Source organism: Dechloromonas denitrificans (genome assembly GCF_020510665.1).
GTDB lineage: Bacteria > Pseudomonadota > Gammaproteobacteria > Burkholderiales > Rhodocyclaceae > Azonexus > Azonexus denitrificans_B.
This window is the reverse complement of record NZ_CP075187.1, coordinates 2,882,993-2,902,503: the sequence shown is the minus strand read 5'-3', so window position 1 is coordinate 2,902,503 and position 19,511 is coordinate 2,882,993. Positions and strand designations below refer to the sequence as shown.

Genomic DNA, 19,511 nt, shown 5'->3' with positions numbered 1-19,511 from the left:
CATGCACAATTCAATTCGTCATCTGCTTCTCCTGATCACTTGCCTGGGCAGCTTGCTGGCCTTGCCGCTCTCGGCGGCCGAAGAGCCCAAGGAAGCTGATCACATCGTGGCGGTCGTCGGTGATGAAGTCGTCACTTACTTTGACCTGCGCACGCGTCTTGATTCCGCCCTCAAGCAGCTCAAGAAGCAGGGCACGCCCTTGCCGCCGCAGGAGGAGCTTGAACGCCAGATGCTCGAGCGCCTGATCATGGATCGTGTCCAGCTCCAGTTCGCCAAGGAATCGGGCATGCGGGTCGATGATGCCCAGCTCGACCAGGCGATTGGCCGGATTGCCGCCAATAACAAGATGACGCCGCAGCAGTTCCGTCAGGCGCTGGAAAAGGATGGCATCCAGTACGCCAAGTTCCGCGAGGAAATTCGCAGCGAAATGACCATGGTCCGGCTGCGTGAACGTGAAGTCGAGAGCAAGCTGGTCATTTCCGATGGCGAGATCGATAACTACCTGGCCAACCAGGCAGCGTCGGGCGGCAGCGAGGAATATCAGCTGGCGCACATTCTGCTGCGGGCGCCCGAGTCGGCCAGTCCGGAACAGTTGCAAAAGCTGCGTTTGCGCGGCGAACAGGCTTTGAAGCGGGCGCGTGCCGGCGAGAATTTTGCCGAGCTGACCGCCGCTTTTTCCGATGCCCAGGATGCCCTGCAAGGTGGCGACCTTGGCTGGCGCTTGCTCGACCGCATGCCGGCGCTGTATGCCGAAACTGCCAGCAAGCTGAAACCCGGTGAAGTCAGCGAATTGCTGCGCTCCTCGGCCGGCTTTCATATCGTCAAGCTGCTCAACAAGCGTGGCGGCAGCGCCCCGGCTTCGGTGCAGCAGACCCGGGCGCGTCACATCCTGATCCGGATCAACGAGATTGTTTCCGAGTCGGAGGCCCGTCGCAAGCTGGAAACGGTGCGCGAGCGCATTGTGAACGGCGTTGATTTTGCCGAACAGGCACGCTTGTATTCGCAGGATGGCTCGGCGGCCAAGGGCGGTGAGCTTGGCTGGCTGAATCCAGGCGACACCGTGCCGGATTTCGAGCGCGCGATGGATGCGCTGAAAATCAATGAAATCAGCCCGGTCATCAAGTCGCCTTTCGGCATGCACCTGATTCAGCCCCTGGAACGGCGCGAGCGCGACGTTTCGGCCGAGCGTCAGCGTGGTGCGGCCCGTCAAGCCCTGCGCGAGCGCAAGCTGGACGAAGCTTTCCAGGATTGGCTGCGCCAGCTGCGTGACCGCGCCTACGTTGAAAACCGGCTCGAAGAGAAGTAATGCGTCCGCTGATTGCGGTGACCAGCGGCGAACCGGCGGGCATCGGGCCTGAACTGTGTTTGCGGCTGGCCGCTTATGCCGGTGAGGCACATCCGGTGGTGCTCGGCGACCGCAGTTTGCTTGAAGCGCGCGCCCAGGCGCTTGGTCTGGAGATCGAATTGCGTGATTTTCAGCCCGGTGTCGCGGTCGACCGCAGCAAAACCTCCATTGTCAACGGCCGGCCGACGCTGGATGTCCTGCACCTGCCGCTGGCCCGTCCATCGGTTGCCGGTCAGCTCGATGCGGCCAATGGCGCTTACGTGCTGGCCCTGCTCGACCGGGCGCTGGCCGGTTGCCAGTCGGGCGAGTTCGCCGCGATGGCGACGGCGCCGGTGCACAAGGGCGTGATCAACGAGGCCGGCGTGCATTTCACCGGTCACACCGAATATCTCGCCGAAAAGACGGCGACGCCGCTGGTCGTCATGATGCTGGCCGGCAATACCGAGCGGGGGCCCCTGCGCGTTGCGCTGGTCACGACGCACTTGCCGCTCAAGGATGTTTCGGCGGCGATCACGCCGGACATTCTGGAAAAAACGCTGCGCATCCTTGATGCCGACCTGCGCCGCAAATACGCTCTGGCCCGGCCGCGCATCCTCGTCGCCGGCCTGAATCCGCATGCTGGTGAAGGCGGCTATCTCGGTCGCGAGGAAATCGATGTGATCAGCCCGGTGCTTGAGCGCCTGAAGGCTGAAGGCATGGCGCTGAGCGGCCCCTATCCGGCCGATACGATGTTCACCCCGCCCATCCTGGCGCAGGGCGATGCCGTGCTGGCGATGTATCACGACCAGGGCCTGACGGCGCTTAAATACGCGACCTTCGGCCAGGGCATCAATGTCACGCTGGGTTTGCCGATTATCCGTACCTCGGTCGACCACGGCACAGCCCTTGAATTGGCCGGCAGCGGCCGGGCCGATCCCGGTAGTCTGTTTGAAGCGGTCGCCGAAGCGGCCAGAATGGCGGTAAAACAATGAAAGAACACGTCGCGCGCAAGCGTTTTGGGCAAAATTTCCTGGTCGACCAGGGGATTATTGGCGCCATTGTCTCGGCGGTGAATCCGCAACGCGGCGATACGCTGGTCGAAATCGGTCCCGGCCTGGGGGCGATTACCCGGCCGCTGCTCGACCGGATCGACCATCTGCATGTTGTCGAAATCGACCGCGACCTGATCGCGCGCCTGAAAAAACAGTATCCGCCGGCGCGCATGACGATCCATGCCGGCGATGCGCTGGCCTTCGATTTCGCCAGCATCGGCACCAAGTTGCATCTGGTCGGCAACCTGCCGTACAACATCTCGACGCCGCTGCTTTTCCATCTGGCCGAGTATGCCGAGATCGTCTACGACATGCATTTCATGCTCCAGAAGGAAGTCGTCGAGCGCATGGTGGCTGTGCCGGGTGAGTCCGATTTCGGCCGGATGTCGGTCATGCTGCAATATCGCTTCCATCTCGAATGGCTGATCGATGTGCCGCCGGAAAGCTTCGATCCGCCGCCCAAGGTGCAATCCGCCGTCGTTCGGCTGATTCCGAAGGATGTGGCCGAATTGCATGCCAAGAGCCACACCAAGCTTTCGCATGTTGTGCTTGCCGCCTTCTCGCAGCGCCGCAAGATGCTGCGCAATACGCTCAAGGGAACGCTCGATGATGCCGGCTTTGCCGCGCTGGAGATCGATCCGACCCGGCGTCCGGAAGACCTCTCGGTCGATGACTACGTGCGCATCGCCAATTACCTGACGTAAAAAAACCCGCCTCTGGCGGGTTTTTCAGACTGCTGACAAAGCCTCCAAGCGATTGGGGGCTTTATTTTTTATAATGACCCGTCCTGAATGAAGTTGACACCTTTTCTAGAACGAAAGGGGCAGTCAGATGGAGTCAGGGGTTAAGAGGACACAGCGAGACTACACGCTGGCTTTTAAACGGGCCGTTGTTGAGCAGGTAGAAAAAGGCGAACTGAGCTACAAGCAAGCCCAGCAGCGTTACGGTATCCAGGGCAGATCGACGGTCTTGGTTTGGTTACGCAAGCATGGTCGCCAGAACTGGGGGCCGATGGCATCATACGGCCGCATGAGTGAGCCAACCCGAACATCAGCGAGCAGCCAGGGCCAGACGCCGGAACAGCGGATCAAGGAGCTGGAAGTCCAACTCAAGGAAGCCCGAGAGAAATCCCAATTCTTCGAAGCGGTCATTGACGTTTTGAAGAAGGACTATGGAGTTCGCGTGGTAAAAAAGCCTGTGGGCAAGTCCTCGCGCAAAAGTCCGTCGAAGGACTGAGTGTATCGAGGGCTTGCCGCTATATGGGCATCAGCCGGCAGGCACATTACCAGTGGCAGCAGCGTCGAGTGCACGATGAGGTCAAGTACGAACGGGTTCTTGAGTTGGTAAAGGCCAAGCGCTTGCATCAGCCCAGACTGGGGACGCGCAAGCTACATCACCTGCTTGGCCCGACGCTAGCGGCCGAAGGGCGATGCCTTGTTCGATCTGTTGCGTTGGAATCGCCTGTTGGTGCCAACCAAGCGGGCGTATCACAAGACGACCGACAGCCACCACCATTTCCGGCGCCATCCCAATTTGCTGAAAGCGGGACCGGATCAGGTTAGCGCCGAGGCGAGCGAGCAGGTTTGGGTTGCCGATATCACCTATTTGCCTACCCGTGAGCGCTGTGCCTATCTGAGCCTGATTACCGATGCCTATTCACGCAAGATTGTGGGTTACCACGTCCATGACCGCCTGCACACGACTGAGGTAAGCCAGGCTTTGAAGATGGCGTTAAAGGGGCGTCAGGGAAATGGGCTGCTGATCCATCATTCAGACCGTGGAGTCCAATACTGCGCTAATGAGTACCAAGCTATTCATCAGAAACACGGGGTGATCTGCTCAATGACGGACGGCTATGATTGCTATCAGAACGCCTTGGCAGAGCGGGTTAATGGCATTCTCAAGCAGGAGTTTCTACTCCAGCAGCCCGACGATCTCGATCAGGCACGCCGCATGGTCAGTCAATCCATCGCCATCTACAACCAGGAGAGACCGCATTTCTCGCTACAATTGAAGACGCCCGATGAGGTTCATCGGGCGTCTTTGAAGGCCAGCAATTAAGCTGGCCAATCCGTCGCAACAGGTGTCAACCTAGATTAGGACGGGTCATAATGCAGGCATGCTCAAGCCTGTCTACCCCGCCCAAACGGAACTGGAGATGGTGACGTTGGAGCAATTGGTCCCGAAAGACCACTTGCTCCGGCTGCTCGACCAGCACATCCGGTTTGATTTCATTCGTGAAGCGACCCAGCACCTGTATTGCGAGAACAATGGCCGACCAGCGATTGATCCGGTGGTGTTGTTCAAGATGTTGTTCATTGGCTACTTGTTCGGGATTCGCTCCGAGCGACGGCTGGTGAAGGAAATAGAGGTCAATGTGGCTTACCGCTGGTTTCTCGGCTTTCGACTGACGGACAAAGTGCCGGATGCCTCGACGCTGTCGCAGAATCGGCGTCGCCGCTTTGTCGGGACGGACATTGAGCAACGCATCTTCGACGGGATTGTCGAGCAAGCCATTGAGCATAAGCTGATTGGCGGGCGGGTGCTTTACACGGACAGCACGCATCTGAAGGCGAATGCCAACAAACGGCATTTTGAGGTGCATCAGGTCGAGCAAACCCCTGCGGCCTACCTGGCCGAACTGGATGCAGCCATCGAAACGGACCGAGCCGCCGCGGGCAAGAAGCCGCTCAAGCGTGATGACGATGATTCGACACCGCCGATGAAGGAGGTCAAGGTCAGCACGGTCGATCCCGACGCAGGTTTCATGGCCCGCGACAACAAGCCGACCGGCTTCTTTTATCTGGATCACCGGACTGTCGATGGCGTGCATGCTTTGATCGTCGATACCCATGTCACGCCGGGCAATGTCCATGACAGCCAGCCCTACCTTGCCCGCCTGGATCGGGTCATGGAGCGCTTTGATCTGGCCGTGGGCGCCGTCGGGCTGGATGCCGGGTATTTCACCCCGCAAGTCTGCAAGGGCATTCTCGAGCGGGCACTGTTCGGGGTGATGGGCTACAAGCGACCCACACACCGCGATGGCTATTTCTACAAACGGGACTATCTCTACGATGCGGTCCAGGACTGCTACCGCTGCCCGGCCGGGGAGGTTCTACCGTACCGGACGACCAACCGGCTGGGTTATCGCGAATACGCCTCGAACCCGGCGCGGTGTGCCGATTGCGGCGTGCGCGGGCAATGCACGCAGAGCCGGAACCATCAGAAGCTCGTGACCCGGCATCTCTGGGAAGGTTTCAAGGAAGCGATCAACGCCAATCGCCTGAGCGACCTGGGCAAACGGCTGTACGCCCGGCGCAAGGAAACGGTGGAGCGCAGTTTTGCCGATGCCAAGGAGTTGCACGGCCACCGTTACGCCCGTTTCCGTGGCTTGGCCAAGGTGCAAGCGCAGTGCCTGCTCTCGGCGGCCTGTCAGAACATGAAGAAGATGGCCCTGTTGCTGGCCCGCAAGGCGGCAGCCTTATTGGCCAAAATCCTCGCACGAACCCGTTTTGCCGCCCCATTCGCCCGCCATCTTTGGCAGATCGGGGTTCCTAACCTGAATTTCAGAATCCGCCTCGCTTCGGCTTGAAGCCAGGAGTCTCCCTGATTTCCAACCAGAAAAACAAAACCCCCGAAAAATCGGGGGTTCGTCAGCAGTCTGAAAAACCCGCCTCTGGCGGGTTTTTCTTGATCGCTGCGTAGCTCAGTCTTTTTTCATCGGGCAGGAATTCATGCCGAGCAGCGGGTAGGCCGGGCACCAGCCGATCAGGCCGGTGGCGAGCGGGACGATGCCGATGTAGCCCCAGGCCGGCAGCAGGCCGGCAACGGTAGCGCCGATCAGGCCGGCACCGGCTGCGATACGAAGGATTTTGTCGAGGCCGCCAACATTCGGTTTCATGATGTTCTCCAGTAGGTTTGTGTGTGTACGCTGCCTACTTTAGCGATGCATCCCGGTGCAGTATGTAACCTGGGTCACGGAGTCGCCAGTTTTTGCAGGCCGGCCCGGTCGGTGACGGTCAACTGCTCGCGGGCCAGAGAAACCAGTCCTTGTGCGGCAAAGCCCTTGAGCAGGCGGCTGACGATTTCGCGAACGCTGCCCAGCTCGTCGGCCAGTTGCTGGTGGGTGACGCTCAGCGAATCGGCATTGCGCGCCAGGATCAGCTTGGCCAGGCGCTGGTCGAGCCGCGAGAAGGCGACTTCTTCGACCAGTTGCATCAGTTCACCAATGCGGTCGGCAAAAAGGTGGAAAACAAAATCTCGGAACGGCGCGTGTTCGACCATCAAGGCGGCAAAGCTGGCCACCGGCAAGGCGAGCAAGGTGAGCGGTGTTTCGGCAATGCCGCGCGCGTTGTAGTCGCTGTGACCGAGCAGGCAGCTTGAACTGATGATGCAGGAGCCGCCCGGCACGACGCGATAGAGCATCAGTTCGCGCCCGCTGGCGGCCAGCTTGACGACCTTGATGCTGCCATCGATCAGCAGCGGGAAGCCCTGGCAGGGCTGATGTTCGGCAAAGACCTGGGTGCCGGCTGGCAACTGCATGACGGCTTCGGGACGGATCAGTTCGTCGAGCCGGGCGGCGGGCAGCCCGGCCAGTGCCGGGTAGAGTTTCAGCACATTGCTGCGGTCGACCGTGGCATTCATCGCAAAATCATCCGAGCGTCGCCCAGACCGGCGCGTGGTCGGACGGGCGTTCGAGTTTGCGTGGGGCGCGGTCGACACCGGCTGCCGTGCAGCGCTTGGCGAGAGGCTTCGAGAGCAGGATGTGGTCGATGCGCAGCCCGAGGTTTTTCTGGAAACCGAGCATGCGGTAATCCCACCATGAGAAGGTTTTCTCCGGTTGTTCGAAGAGGCGGAAGCTGTCGCTCAGGCCGAGATCGAGCAGGCGCTGGAAGGCGGCGCGTTCGGGCGGCGAAACGAGGATGCCGTCGGCCCAGCGTGCCGGGTCGTGCACATCGCGGTCGTCCGGGGCAATGTTGTAATCGCCGCACAGGGCCAGTTGCGGATGCGCCGCCAGTTCTTCGGCTAGCCAGACCGCCAGCGCATCGAGCCAGCGCAGTTTGTAGTCGTACTTGTCGCTGCCGACCGCCTGGCCATTCGGCATGTAGGCGCAGACGATGCGTGCGCCGCCGACCGTGCCGGTGATCAGGCGTTTCTGTTCGTCCGGGAAGTGTGGATTGCCGATCAGTACGTCTTCAATCGGCTGGCGGGCGAGCAGGGCGACACCGTTGTAGGTCTTCTGCCCGGAAAAGGCGACGTGATAACCGGCCGCCTCGATCTCGGCGCGCGGGAAATTGTGGTCTTCAAGCTTGAGTTCCTGCAGGCACAGCGCGTCCGGCTGGGCCGAGGCGAGCCAGTCGAGCAGATGGGGCAGGCGAACCTTGAGTGAATTGACGTTCCAGGCAGCGATTTTCATTGGCCGGGTACCGCCGCAGGTTTGGCGCCGTAGGGCGCGGTTTTCGGGTAGCCGGCCAGGTCGAGCAGGTTGTTGTAGGCGTTAGCCTCGAAACCGCGAACCGGTTGTTTGCCGACGCGCAACGAAGGCACGAAGGCATCGCCGACCAACTGTTTCAGTTCGGCGTGATCTTCCTGTTTGACCACCATGCGCTCGGTGAACGGTACGCCACGCTTGTTGAGCAGGTCGCGTGCCTGCTTGCATTCGTCGACACACTCCGGGGTGGTGAACAGCGTGACCGGGAAAGCTTCGGCTGCTTTTTTGACGGCAAATGGCAGGCCGTCGTCAGCCGTGGCCTTCTCCGTCTTGGCGACCGGCGCGCCGGTACGTGGCGGCGGCGTGTCGCTGAAAACCGTACGGCCGTTGGCATCGATCCAGCGGTAAGTCTGGGCGCTGGCACCGGCTGCGCCGAGGATGAGGCAGAGGATCAACAGTTTGCGCATGAATCTGGTCTCCATACTCAGGCGGCAACCATGCCGCTGTGACGCAGCAAGGCATCGACACTGGGTTCACGGCCGCGGAATGCCTTGAAGGATTCGATCGCCGGACGCGAACCGCCCGCCGAGAGGATTTCGTCGAGAAAGCGCTTGCCGGTGGTGGCATCGAATGGATCGCCCGCTTCTTCGAAGGCCGCGTAGGCATCGGCCGAGAGGACTTCCGCCCACTTGTAGCTGAAATAGCCGGCTCCGTAGCCGCCGCCAAAAATGTGCGAGAAAGCATTCGGGAAACGATGCCAGGCCGGCGGCACAAGCACGGCGACTTCGTCGCGTACGGCGTGCAGCAGGTCCATCACGGTCGACGTGCCCTGCGGGTCGAATTCCGAATGCAGTTGCATGTCGAACAAGGAGAACTCGATCTGGCGCACGGCCATCATGCCGCTCTGGAAATTCTTGGCGGCCAGCATCTTGTCGAACAGCGCGCGCGGCAGCGTCGCACCGGTATCGACGTGGGCGGTCATGCCTTCGACGACCTGCCATTCCCAGCAATAGTTTTCCATGAACTGCGAAGGCAGCTCGACGGCATCCCATTCGACGCCGTGGATACCGGAAACACCGAGTTCTTCGCCGCGCGTCAGCAGGTGGTGCAGGCCGTGGCCGGTTTCGTGGAACAGCGTGATCACGTCGTCGTGCGTGAAGGTGGCCGGCTTGTCGCCGACCGGGCGCGGGAAGTTGCAGTTGAGATAGGCAATCGGCTTCTGGATGCCGGTCGTCGTCCGGCGACGCGAACGGGCTTCGTCCATCCAGGCGCCGCCGCGCTTGGTTTCGCGGGCGTAGAGGTCGAGGTAGAACTGGCCGACGAGTTCCCCGGTCGACGTCTCCAGACGGAAGAATTTGACGTCCTCATGCCAGACTGGTGCCGTATCCGGCTTGACCTTGACGTTGAACAGGCTTTCGATGACGTTGAACAGGCCGCCGAGCACCTTGGGCTCGGTGAAGTACTGCTTCACTTCGTGTTCGGAGAAGGCATAACGCGCCTGCAGCAACTTCTCTGAAACGTAGGCCGCATCCCACGGCTGGAAGTCGTCCAGACCCAGCTCGTCCTTGGCAAAGGCCTTCAATTCGGCAATGTCCTTCTCGGCAAACGGCTTGGCCTTGGCTGCCAGCTCGCGCAGGAAGGCGAGCACCTGGGCCGGCGTGTCGGCCATTTTCGGGGCCAGCGAGACTTCGGCGAAATTATTGAAGCCAAGCATCTTCGCGTCTTCGAGGCGCAGGGCCAGCATGCGGTTGATGACCGGCGTGTTGTCCCATTCCGGCTTACTGCTGCCATCGTGGAATTCGGCGGCGCGGGTGGCCGAGGCGCGATACAGCCGGGCGCGCAGCTCGCGGTTGTCGGCGTATTGCATGACCGGGCCGTAGGACGGCGCCTGCAGACTGAAACGCCAGCCTTCGACGCCGGCCTTTTCAGCCGCAGCCTTGGCCGCCTCGATCGCATCGTCCGGCAGGCCGGCGAGCAGGGCTGGGTCGGTGATCACTTCGGCAAAGGCATTGGTCGCGTCGAGGACGTTCTCGGAAAACTTGGCGGAAAGCTGTGAAAGCTCTTCCATGATCGCCTGGAAGCGTGGTTTCTGGTCTTCCGGCAGTTCGGCGCCGCTGAGGCGGAAATCGCGCACTTCGTTATCGACCACTTTCTTTTGCTCGATGCTCAGCGTGGCGTATTCCGGGCTGCTGCGCAGCGCCTTGTACTTGTCGAACAGCTTGAGGTTCTGGCCGAGTTCGGCGTAGAAACGCGACACTTCCGGCAGCATCTCGTTGTAAGCCTCGCGCCAGGCCGGCACGTCATTGACCGAATGCAGATGACCGACAACGCCCCAGGCACGGCCAAATGGCTCCAGCCCGTCGGACAATGCACCGGCGAAGTCGCGCCAGGTCGCCGGCGTTGCGTCGCTGGTCAGGCGTTCAATCAACTCGCGTCCCGCGGTCAACAGCGATTCGATGGCCGGTTTGACATGTTCGGGCTGCACCAGATCGAAACGGGGCAGGTCGGAGAAATCGAGCAGGGGATTGGTCGTAGTCATTTTTGTCGGGGCAATGAAAAAGGGCGGTCATAGCCGCCCGATGTGTTTTTAGAGAGTTTTTCCGGTCAGGCGTTCGTACGCCTCGATGTATTTTGCGCTGGTTCGCGCAATGACATCGGCCGGCAGTTTCGGGCCGGGGGCAACCTTGCCCCAGTCGAGCGTTTCCAGGTAGTCGCGGACGTACTGCTTGTCGTAGGACGGCGGGTTCTTGCCTTCTTCGTACTGGTCGGCCGGCCAGAAGCGCGAGGAGTCCGGGGTCAGGGCTTCGTCGATCAGGTGCAGGGTGCCGGCCGCGTCGATGCCGAATTCGAACTTGGTGTCGGCGATGATGATGCCGCGGCCCTTGGCGTAGGCGCAGGCTTCTTCGTAGAGGCGGATAGCGGCGAGGCGGGCTTCGTCGGCCAGTTGTGCGCCGTTCTTGCCGGTGCCGGCCAGTGCTTCGGCCAGGTCAGCACCGCAATGGGCCTGGGCGGTGGCGAAGGAGACGTTTTCGTCATGATCGCCAACGGCAGCCTTGGTGGCCGGCGTGAAGATCGGGGAGGGCAGCTTCTGGGCCATTTTCAGGCCGGCCGGCAGCGCGATGCCGCAGATCGCGCCGGTTTCCTGGTAATCCTTCCAGCCGGAACCGATGACGTAGCCGCGCACGACGGCTTCGATCGGCAGCGGCTTGAGGCGCTTGACGACGACGGCACGGCCGCGCACCTGGTCGCGTTCGTTCTCGGCGACGACGGATTCGGGATCGATGCCGGTCAGCTGGTTCGGTACGATGTGGCCGAGTTTCTCGAACCAGAAGTTGGCCACGGCTTGCAGCACTTCGCCCTTGCGCGGAATCGGGTCCGGCAGGATGACGTCGAAGGCCGACAGGCGGTCGGTGGTGATAATCAGCAGCTTGTCGGCGTCGACCGCGTAAATGTCGCGGACCTTGCCTTTATTGATCAGCGGCAGGCTGGTGATGGTGGATTCGAAAAGGGGTGCGGTCACGGTCATGTTCCCGAAAGCAAAAACAGAATTATAAATTAATGCGCGCCTTCGCCTTCTTCGGCGGCGAGCTTCTTGCGCATTTGACGAGTTCCCCAGGCAACGACGCCGGCGATGACCGGGATCGAAATCGCGGTAATCACATCGCTGTTGAGGTGATGTAGTTCCTTGGTGCCCTTGGCGAGATACTGGACCAGTTGCGAGCCATAGTAGGTCAGCACGACGACCGACAGGCCTTCGACGGTTTCCTGCAGGCGCAGTTGCAGCTTGGCGCGGCGGTTCATCTGGGCGAGAACCTCCTGGTTCTGGCGCTCTAGTTCGATATCGACGCGCGTGCGCAACAACTGGCTGGTCCGGGCGATGCGCGCCGACAGATCTTCCTGGCGGGTCGAAATCGCGCCGCAGGTATTCAGCGCCGGGGCCAGCCGCCGCTCCATGAAGCCCTTGATCGTTGGGTAGCCTGAAACGCGGGTTTCCTTGAGTTCGACAATGCGTTGCTGGACCAGTCGGTAATAAGCCGCCGAGGCGCCGAAACGGAAGTTGGTACTGGCGACCGAGTGTTCGACTTCGGCTGCCAGACGGGTCAGGTCGGCCAGCACGGTCCGTTCGTCGTGCGGCGACGCGGCGGTGACCATGCGGTCGATCAGGGCGGCCAGCTCGGCTTCTGCTCGGTTGAGCAAGCGGCTGACCGATTTGGCCACCGGGAAGGCGAGCAGCGCCATGACGCGATAGGTCTCGATTTCGAGCAGACGCTGGATGATCCGGCCGGTCCGCAGCTTGCCCATGCTTTCATCGATCAGCGTGAAGCGTGAAAAGCCTTGCTGGATACGGAAGTCGGTAAATACCCAGGCAGCCTGGCCGGCAATCAGCGAGACGATGTTGGTGTCGCTTTTGGCCGGCAGCGAGGCGAGCATTTCCTCCGGATCGACCGAGCCGGCAGCCAGCAGTTCGATGTGGGTCGCTGCAATCACCTGGCCGGGAATGCCCTGAACCCAGTCGACCGGGACAGCACCCAGTGCTGTTTCACCTGACAAGGGGGGCTGTTTCGGTTGGATGAAAAAGGTGTAGGTCGAGAATTCGCCGTGCTGTTCCCATTTCAGCTTGAAATTGCCGCCGTCGATGATCAGGTGCGCGGCTTCGGCGCTGGGCTCGATCGGCAGACCCATGCGTTCGTAGAGCGTGCCGATATGGGCGCGCTCGCCGGCCGGGCCATTTTCGTCATGGACGAAAGCCAGGTAGCTGATCAGTGCCGGCGCTTCGAGCGGAATCGGCGGGCGGGTGTGAACCTCGTCATTGAGGCGCTGGCGGAGCGGATGGGTGCGTAATTCCACGGGTCTGACTCAAAAAATTAAGGGCCGCATCAGGCGGCCCTCGAATTTACCGCAAAACGGTGATTATTTGACGATCTGGTTCAGTTCGCCCTTGGCGTAACGCTCGGCCATCTTTTCCAGCGACATCGGCTTGATCTTGCTCGCCTGACCGGCACAACCGAAGGCTTCGTAGCGGGCCAGACAGATCTTCTTGGCGGCTTCGCGGGCCGGCTTGAGGAAGTCGCGCGGGTCGAACTTGGACGGGTTTTCGGCCATGTAGCGACGAACGGCACCGGTCATCGCAAGACGGATGTCGGTATCGATATTGACCTTGCGCACGCCGTGCTTGATGCCCTTGACGATCTCTTCGACCGGCACGCCGTAGGTTTCCTTCATGTCGCCGCCGAATTCGCGGATTTCGGCGAGCAGTTCCTGCGGTACGGAAGACGAACCGTGCATCACCAGGTGGGTATTCGGGATTCGGGCGTGGATTTCAGCGATGCGGTCGATCGCGAGGATGTCGCCGGTCGGGCGCTTGGTGAACTTGTAGGCGCCGTGGCTGGTGCCGATGGCGATGGCCAGTGCGTCGCAGTTGGTTTGCTTGACGAAGTCGGCCGCCTGCTCGACATCGGTCAGCAGCTGTTCGCGGGTCATCAGGCCTTCGGCGCCGTGGCCGTCTTCCTTGTCGCCCTGCATCGTTTCGAGCGAGCCGAGCACGCCGAGTTCGGCTTCAACCGAAACGCCGATCGAATGCGAGAACTTGACGACTTCTTTGGAGACGGCGACGTTGTATTCGTAGGAGGCGGTGGTCTTGCCGTCGGCTTCGAGCGAGCCGTCCATCATCACCGAGGTGAAGCCGGACTTGATCGCAGCCATGCAGACGGCCGGGCTCTGGCCGTGGTCCTGGTGCATGACGATGGGCAGGTGCGGGTAGGCTTCGAGCGCGGCCAGGATCTGGTGGCGCAGGAAGGCTTCGCCGGCGTATTTGCGGGCGCCGGCCGAGGCTTGCATGATGACCGGGGCGTCGATCTGGCTGGCGGCTTCGCAGATCGCCCAGACCTGTTCCATGTTGTTGACGTTGAAGGCGGGCAGACCGTAGCCGTTTTCGGCAGCGTGGTCGAGCAGTTGGCGCATGGAAACGAGCGGCATGGGGACTCCTCTGTATAACTGAATTAATTAATCTGACTATTTTACAGGGCTAGGCGATTTGGTGCTCGCCGACCCGGACGATCTTCAGGGTGTTGGTGCCGCCGGTGGTGCCGATCGGCTCGCCGATGGTCAGTACGATGAGATCGCCCTTTTCGACCACGCCGCGGTCGATCAGCAGTTGCTCGGCCTCGGCCAGCAGCAGGTCGCGGTCGCTGTGCTGCTGGGTCATCAGCAGCGGGTAAACTTCGCGGTAAAGCACCATCCGGGCAACCGATTCGGCATCTGGCGTCAGCGCGTAGATCGGCACGCCGCAGTTCAGGCGGCTCATCCACAGTGCGGTCGAACCGGACTGGGTGAGTGCGGCGATGGCCTTGACCTTGAGGTGATGCGCCGTCCAGATCGCCGCCATGGCGATCGACTGGTCGATGCGCGTGAACACGCGGTCGAGGAATTCTCGGTCGAGCGTGACTTCGGCCGAACGCTCGGCTTCGACACAGATACGGGCCATCGATTCGACGGTTTCGACCGGGTACTTGCCGCTCGCTGTTTCGGCCGAAAGCATCACGGCGTCGGTGCCGTCGAGCACGGCATTGGCCACGTCGGAGACTTCGGCGCGGGTCGGTACTGGCGAGGAAATCATCGATTCCATCATCTGCGTTGCAGTGATGGTCAGTTTGTTCATATCGCGCGCCATGCGGATCATTTTTTTCTGCAGCGCCGGCACGGCGGCGTCGCCAACTTCGACGGCCAGATCGCCACGGGCGACCATGACGCCATCCGAAGCATCAAGAATTTCGGCTAGATTGGCGACGGCTTCAACCCGTTCGATCTTGGCGATCAGCACGGCCTGGCTGCCGGCGGCGCGCAGCAACTGGCGCGCCATGTACATGTCGGCGGCGCTTTTCGGGAAGGAGACGGCGACGAAATCGACACCGATCTGGGCGGCCGTCTTGATGTCGTCCATGTCCTTGGCGGTCAGCGCCGGCGCAGTCAGTCCGCCGCCCTGGCGATTGATCCCCTTGTTGTTGGAGAGCTCGCCGCCGACGATGACGCGGGTGTGGATTTCATGGCCGCGCACGCCGGTCACTTCGAGCTTGAGGCGACCATCGTCGAGCAGCAGGATGTCGCCGAAGACGACGTCTTTCGGCAGATCCTTGTAATCGAGGCCGACGCGTTCCTGGTTGCCGAGCGTGCATTGCGCATCGAGGATGAAGTTTTCACCGATCACCAGCGTGATCTTGCCCGATTCGAATTTGCCGACCCGGATTTTCGGACCCTGCAGATCGCCAAGAATGCCGACGGTGCGGCCATATTTGGCGGCAGCAGCGCGAATGCCGATGGCGCGGGCCTTGTGGTCATCGGCTGTGCCGTGCGAGAAGTTCATGCGCACCACGTCGATGCCGGCTTGCACCATGCGTTCGAGAACTTCCGGGGTGGATGAGGCGGGGCCCAGCGTGGCGACTATCTTGGTGTGGCGTGACATGTCTTCTCTCTCCCTGCGATTGTTTTGATTTTGGCCGTTTCCGGCCGGTCGACCGCGCGCAGCGCTTGCTTGGGGCTTTGCTGCGGTCAACCGTGGTTCAACGCTTATTTTGCCGCACGTTCTTCGAGCACGGCGATGGCCGGCAAGGTCTTGCCTTCGAGGAATTCCAGGAAGGCGCCGCCGCCGGTCGAGATGTAGCCGACGTCGTCGTGGATGTGGAACTTGGCGATGGCGGCCAGCGTGTCGCCGCCGCCGGCGATCGAGAAGGCTTCGGAGTGGGCGATGGCCGAGGACAACATCTTGGTGCCGCCGGCAAACTGCGGCAGTTCGAAGACGCCAACCGGGCCGTTCCAGACGATGGTGCCGGCATTGGCGATGATCTGCGACAGCATGGCGGCGGTCTTCGGGCCGACGTCGAGAATGCGGTCGTGGACATGCACGTCATCAACCGAAATCTTGTTGGCGCGGGCCAGCGCGGAGACTTCGTCGGCGACGACGACATCGACCGGCAGCGGCACTTCGGCGCCGCGTTCTTTCATGATGTCCATGATGGCGTGGGCTTCCTTGACCAGGTCGGCTTCGGCCAGCGAGTCGCCGATGCGCTTGCCGGAGGCGAGCAGGAAGGTGTTGGCGATGCCGCCGCCGACGATCAACTGGTCGACCTTGCTGGCCAGCGACTTGAGAATGGTCAGCTTGGAAGATACCTTCGAGCCGCCAACGATGGCGACCAGCGGACGCTTCGGCTCATGCAGGGCCTTGCCCAGTGCGTCAATTTCGGCGCCCATCAGGATGCCGGCGCAAGCGACCGGGGCGTACTTGGCAATGCCGTGCGTGGTTGCTTCGGCGCGGTGCGCGGTGCCGAAGGCGTCATTGACGTAGACGTCGCACAGCTTGGCCATCTTCTGGGCCAGTTCGTCGTTGTTCTTCTTCTCGCCCTTGTTGACGCGGCAGTTTTCGAGCAGTACGACTTCGCCCGGCTTGACCGTGAAATCGCCATCGACCCAGTTCTGGATCAGGCGCACCGAGGTGTGCAGCATCTGGCCGAGACGCACGGCAACCGGCATCAGGCTGTCTTCGTGGTTCAGTTCGCCTTCGGTCGGCCGGCCGAGGTGCGAGGTGACCATCACGGCGGCGCCTTTTTCCAGGCAGTACTTGATCGACGGCAGCGAGGCGCGGATGCGGGTGTCTTCGGTGATGTTGCCGGCTTCGTCCTGCGGCACGTTCAAGTCGGCGCGGATGAAGACGCGCTTGCCGGAAACGTCGAGGTCGGTGAGTTTCGTAACGTTCATGCTGCTCTCCTGGAGAAGGTTAGTCGTGTGCGGTGGGCCAGAGGCGCGACCAGTGATCGGCCACCTCCAGCATGCGGTTGGCAAAGCCCCATTCGTTGTCGAACCAGACGAACAGATTGACCAGGTGCTTCCCGGCGGTGCGGGTCTGGCTGCCGTCGACGATGGCCGAATGCGGGTCGTGATTGAAGTCGATTGAAGCGTGCGCTGCCTCGGAATAAGCCAGCAGGCCAGCGAGCGGCCCCTTGGCGGCGGCTGCCAGCAGGGTATTGATCTCGCCGGCGGAAACGGGACGCTGCGTGTGTAGCGTTAGGTCGATGGCCGAAACATTCAGCGTCGGGACGCGGATGGCCTTGGCGCTGACCTTGCTGGTCAGTCCCGGCAGCAGGCGCTCGACGCCGCGCGCCAGTCCGGTTGACACCGGAATGATCGATTGCATCGCCGAGCGTGTGCGGCGCAGGTCTTCGTGGTGGTAGCCGTCGATCAGCGGCTGATCGTTCATCACCGAATGCAGCGTCGTCAGCATCACCTGTTCGATGCCGATTTCACGGTCGAGCAGCGCCAGAATCGGGACGATGGCGTTGGTCGTGCAGGAGGCGGCCGAGACCAGCCGTTCGCTGCCGTTCAGCGACTCGGTATTGATGCCGGGAACGATGGTCGCATCGACATCGTCGGCACTCTGGCCGGGGTGCGAGAGCAGCAGGCGCGGGCAGCCGGCATCGAGAAAACGGCTCAGTTCGGCCCGTTGACCGTAGCAACCGGAGGCTTCGACGAGCAGGTCGATATCCAGTGACGACCAATCCACGGCATCCGGTTGGCGGACATGGCTGACGCTGATTTTCTGTCCATCGACCAGCAGGCTGTTGTCCGCCAGTTCGACCTCGCCGGGAAAGCGGCCGTGCGTCGAATCGTAGCGCGTCAGGTAGGCCATGCTGTCGAGATTGGCTGGTTCGTTGATGGCGACGACCTGCATGCGCTTTGCTGCGGTCGACGCCAGCAGGGCACGCAAAAAGCAACGTCCGATACGGCCGTAACCGTTGATGGCGAGACGAAGGGGGCGAGGGGTGCCGGGCACGCGGGCCAATCCGAAGTGATCGAAGCCTGTGATTTTACAAGGTTGTGGTCATAAAACCGAGTGCTCTTGCGACGAAACGGCCGTGTCGACCGGCAACTTCTGCCGTCGCGGAAAGGCGATGTGCGGCGCAGAGGCAATTTTGTGCCGCAAAAGCCCCGATTTATGCTGGTGCATTATTTGCTTGGTGTCGTTGTATCTTTTGAGGATGGAATCATGCAAATTACCAGCGACCTGTCTGCCGGCAGTCTGTCGGCAAGCTCCGTTCGTACGGCCGAGCGATCAAGCGCCGAAACCTTTGCCGATGTATTCAAGAAAGTGGTGAGCACTACGGACAAGGCGAAAGCCGCCAAGGTTGAAAAGTCGGCGAGCCAGATTCAGCGCGAAAAGGAAGAAGCGATTCAGGCGGCCTACAAGGCCGTCGTGGCCGAACTGAACGACTACATGAAAAAAACCCCGGCGGAGCACATACGCGATGCCGTGTTGAAGGAGCTTGGGCTGACCGAAGCCGATCTTGATGCCATGCCGCCGGATAAGCGGATGGCGATGGAGGCAACGATCAATGAGCGCGTTCGCGAAAAACTGCTGGGACGCAAGGCGGAGCCTGATGATGAATCGGCCTCGGCCCGATTGATCAAACCTGAGGCCGGCGACCAGGCTGGTGCGCTGTCGGGCGCCAACATGGCAAACGGAATTCTCAGTATCTTGTCGCCTTCGGGCTTGCCGCTGGATATGGCCAAGGCCGCCTGATTCCGGTTCGGCTGTTTGCCGGAGCGACATAAAAAAACCGCCGGGGAAACCGGCGGTTTTTGTTTGGGCTGGCGCCTCGTCTTACTTGGCGGCCATCCAGGCGCGAGCGGCGTCGAGCATGCGGCAGGAGTAACCCCACTCGTTGTCGTACCAGGCCAGCACTTTGACCAGCACGGAACCGTCTTCACCCTTGATGACACGCGTTTGCGTCGCATCGAAGGTGGAGGAAACGGTGGTGTGGTTGAAGTCGGAGGAGACCAGCGGCTCGTTGTTCACATCCATGATGCCCTTGAGCGGACCATTCGCGGCGGCGGTCATCAAGGCGTTGATTTCTTCCTTGGTGGTGGCGCGGTCGGCGGTGAAGGTCAGGTCGACCAGCGAAACGTTGATGGTCGGGACGCGCAGGGCGAAACCGTCAACCTTGCCGACCAGTTGCGGCAGCACCAGGCCGACAGCCTTGGCGGCGCCGGTCTTGGTCGGGATGATGTTGGCTGCGGCGGCACGGGCGCGACGCAGGTCCTTGTGGCGGACGTCGACGGTGACCTGGTCGTTGGTGTAGGCGTGGATGGTGGTCATCAGGCCCTGCTTGATGCCGATGGCGTCAGACAGGATCTTGGCGACCGGGGCCAGGCAGTTGGTCGTGCAGGAAGCGTTGGAGACGACGGTCATGTCGGCCTTCAGCGCGCCTTCGTTAACGCCGACGACGATGGTGGTGTCGACGTCGTCACCGCCCGGAGCGGAGATCAGCACGCGCTTGGCGCCTTGCTCGAGCAGGGCCTGGGCCTTGGCCTTGGTGGTGTAGGCACCGGTACATTCGAGCAGAAGATCAACGCCGTGGTCGGCCCAGTTGATGTCCTTCGGGTTCTTGGTGTTGTAGAAAGCGATGCGCTTGCCGTCGATGATGATGCAGTTTTCACCATCGGTTTCGACGGAGGTGCGGAAACGGCCGTGGGTGGTGTCGTACTTCAGCAGGTGCGAGTTGGTCGCCAGGTCGCCGGAGGCGTTGATGGCGACGACGTCGAATTCGTTCTGCAGACCCTGCTCATAGATCGCGCGCAGTGTGCAGCGACCGATACGACCAAAACCGTTGATTGCAACCTTGATAGCCATTGAAGCTTCTCCTCTGTAATTAATCAG

17 protein-coding genes and 1 pseudogene are annotated in these 19,511 nt (G+C 61.3%); 6 read left to right on the top strand and 12 right to left on the bottom strand.

Going from position 1 to position 19,511, the window contains the following annotated elements:
* The first annotated feature begins 1 nt into the window (after window position 1).
* From KI614_RS13735 to KI614_RS13715, 5 genes and pseudogenes are all read left to right on the top strand, one after another.
* On the top strand, window positions 2-1,306 hold the full coding sequence (locus KI614_RS13735) for a peptidylprolyl isomerase (protein WP_413464157.1): 1,305 nt from the start codon (window positions 2-4) through the stop codon (window positions 1,304-1,306).
* Entirely contained in the window at window positions 1,306-2,316 is a 1,011-nt protein-coding gene (pdxA, locus tag KI614_RS13730) for a 4-hydroxythreonine-4-phosphate dehydrogenase PdxA (RefSeq protein WP_226406226.1), read from the top strand. The genes KI614_RS13735 and pdxA overlap by 1 nt, the downstream gene beginning before the upstream one ends.
* Window positions 2,313-3,080: a 16S rRNA (adenine(1518)-N(6)/adenine(1519)-N(6))-dimethyltransferase RsmA gene (gene rsmA / locus KI614_RS13725; protein WP_226406225.1), complete on the top strand. Its 768-nt coding sequence runs from the start codon at window positions 2,313-2,315 to the stop codon at window positions 3,078-3,080. The genes pdxA and rsmA overlap by 4 nt, the downstream gene beginning before the upstream one ends.
* A gap of 127 nt (window positions 3,081-3,207) precedes the next feature.
* Window positions 3,208-4,437 (top strand): annotated as a pseudogene (locus tag KI614_RS13720) (IS3 family transposase).
* 58 nt (window positions 4,438-4,495) lie between these two features.
* Complete coding sequence (locus KI614_RS13715) at window positions 4,496-5,968, top strand: IS1182 family transposase (protein ID WP_226404550.1); 1,473 nt, start codon at window positions 4,496-4,498, stop codon at window positions 5,966-5,968.
* 114 nt (window positions 5,969-6,082) lie between these two features.
* On the opposite strand, the gene KI614_RS13710 is transcribed toward KI614_RS13715, so the two are convergent.
* The 11 genes from KI614_RS13710 to KI614_RS13660 form a co-directional block, all read right to left on the bottom strand.
* Entirely contained in the window at window positions 6,083-6,277 is a 195-nt protein-coding gene (locus tag KI614_RS13710; RefSeq protein WP_203467625.1) for a DUF2892 domain-containing protein, read from the bottom strand.
* A gap of 74 nt (window positions 6,278-6,351) precedes the next feature.
* Window positions 6,352-7,020: a Crp/Fnr family transcriptional regulator gene (locus tag KI614_RS13705; RefSeq protein WP_226406220.1), complete on the bottom strand. Its 669-nt coding sequence runs from the start codon at window positions 7,018-7,020 to the stop codon at window positions 6,352-6,354.
* Between the two features lie 7 nt (window positions 7,021-7,027).
* Window positions 7,028-7,792 (bottom strand): exodeoxyribonuclease III, encoded by a 765-nt coding sequence (xth, locus tag KI614_RS13700; RefSeq protein WP_226406219.1) that lies wholly within the window; start codon window positions 7,790-7,792, stop codon window positions 7,028-7,030.
* Window positions 7,789-8,274 carry a glutaredoxin family protein gene (locus KI614_RS13695; RefSeq protein WP_203467622.1) on the bottom strand — a complete coding sequence of 162 codons (486 nt, stop codon included), beginning with the start codon at window positions 8,272-8,274 and terminating at the stop codon, window positions 7,789-7,791. The genes xth and KI614_RS13695 overlap by 4 nt, the downstream gene beginning before the upstream one ends.
* A 17-nt stretch (window positions 8,275-8,291) precedes the next feature.
* Window positions 8,292-10,346 carry a M3 family metallopeptidase gene (locus KI614_RS13690; RefSeq protein WP_226406218.1) on the bottom strand — a complete coding sequence of 685 codons (2,055 nt, stop codon included), beginning with the start codon at window positions 10,344-10,346 and terminating at the stop codon, window positions 8,292-8,294.
* 48 nt (window positions 10,347-10,394) lie between these two features.
* On the bottom strand, window positions 10,395-11,327 hold the full coding sequence (locus tag KI614_RS13685) for a phosphoribosylaminoimidazolesuccinocarboxamide synthase (RefSeq protein WP_226406217.1): 933 nt from the start codon (window positions 11,325-11,327) through the stop codon (window positions 10,395-10,397).
* A 35-nt stretch (window positions 11,328-11,362) separates the two neighbouring features.
* Complete coding sequence (locus tag KI614_RS13680; RefSeq protein WP_226406215.1) at window positions 11,363-12,655, bottom strand: DUF3422 family protein; 1,293 nt, start codon at window positions 12,653-12,655, stop codon at window positions 11,363-11,365.
* Window positions 12,656-12,718: 63 nt separating this feature from the next.
* Window positions 12,719-13,783: a class II fructose-bisphosphate aldolase gene (gene fba, locus KI614_RS13675; RefSeq protein WP_203467618.1), complete on the bottom strand. Its 1,065-nt coding sequence runs from the start codon at window positions 13,781-13,783 to the stop codon at window positions 12,719-12,721.
* A gap of 49 nt (window positions 13,784-13,832) precedes the next feature.
* The gene (gene pyk / locus KI614_RS13670) at window positions 13,833-15,266 is read right to left on the bottom strand and encodes a pyruvate kinase (RefSeq protein WP_226406213.1); all 1,434 of its coding nucleotides are present in this window, start codon (window positions 15,264-15,266) and stop codon (window positions 13,833-13,835) included.
* A gap of 104 nt (window positions 15,267-15,370) precedes the next feature.
* Entirely contained in the window at window positions 15,371-16,555 is a 1,185-nt protein-coding gene (locus tag KI614_RS13665) for a phosphoglycerate kinase (protein ID WP_226406211.1), read from the bottom strand.
* Between the two features lie 19 nt (window positions 16,556-16,574).
* Window positions 16,575-17,627: a type I glyceraldehyde-3-phosphate dehydrogenase gene (locus KI614_RS13660; RefSeq protein WP_226406210.1), complete on the bottom strand. Its 1,053-nt coding sequence runs from the start codon at window positions 17,625-17,627 to the stop codon at window positions 16,575-16,577.
* 213 nt (window positions 17,628-17,840) lie between these two features.
* Here KI614_RS13660 and KI614_RS13655 point away from each other — a divergent pair, with 213 nt between their 5' ends.
* Entirely contained in the window at window positions 17,841-18,374 is a 534-nt protein-coding gene (locus KI614_RS13655) for a hypothetical protein (RefSeq protein WP_226406209.1), read from the top strand.
* Between the two features lie 81 nt (window positions 18,375-18,455).
* On the opposite strand, the gene gap is transcribed toward KI614_RS13655, so the two are convergent.
* Window positions 18,456-19,484 (bottom strand): type I glyceraldehyde-3-phosphate dehydrogenase, encoded by a 1,029-nt coding sequence (gap, locus tag KI614_RS13650; RefSeq protein ID WP_226406208.1) that lies wholly within the window; start codon window positions 19,482-19,484, stop codon window positions 18,456-18,458.
* Window positions 19,485-19,511 lie beyond the last annotated feature (27 nt).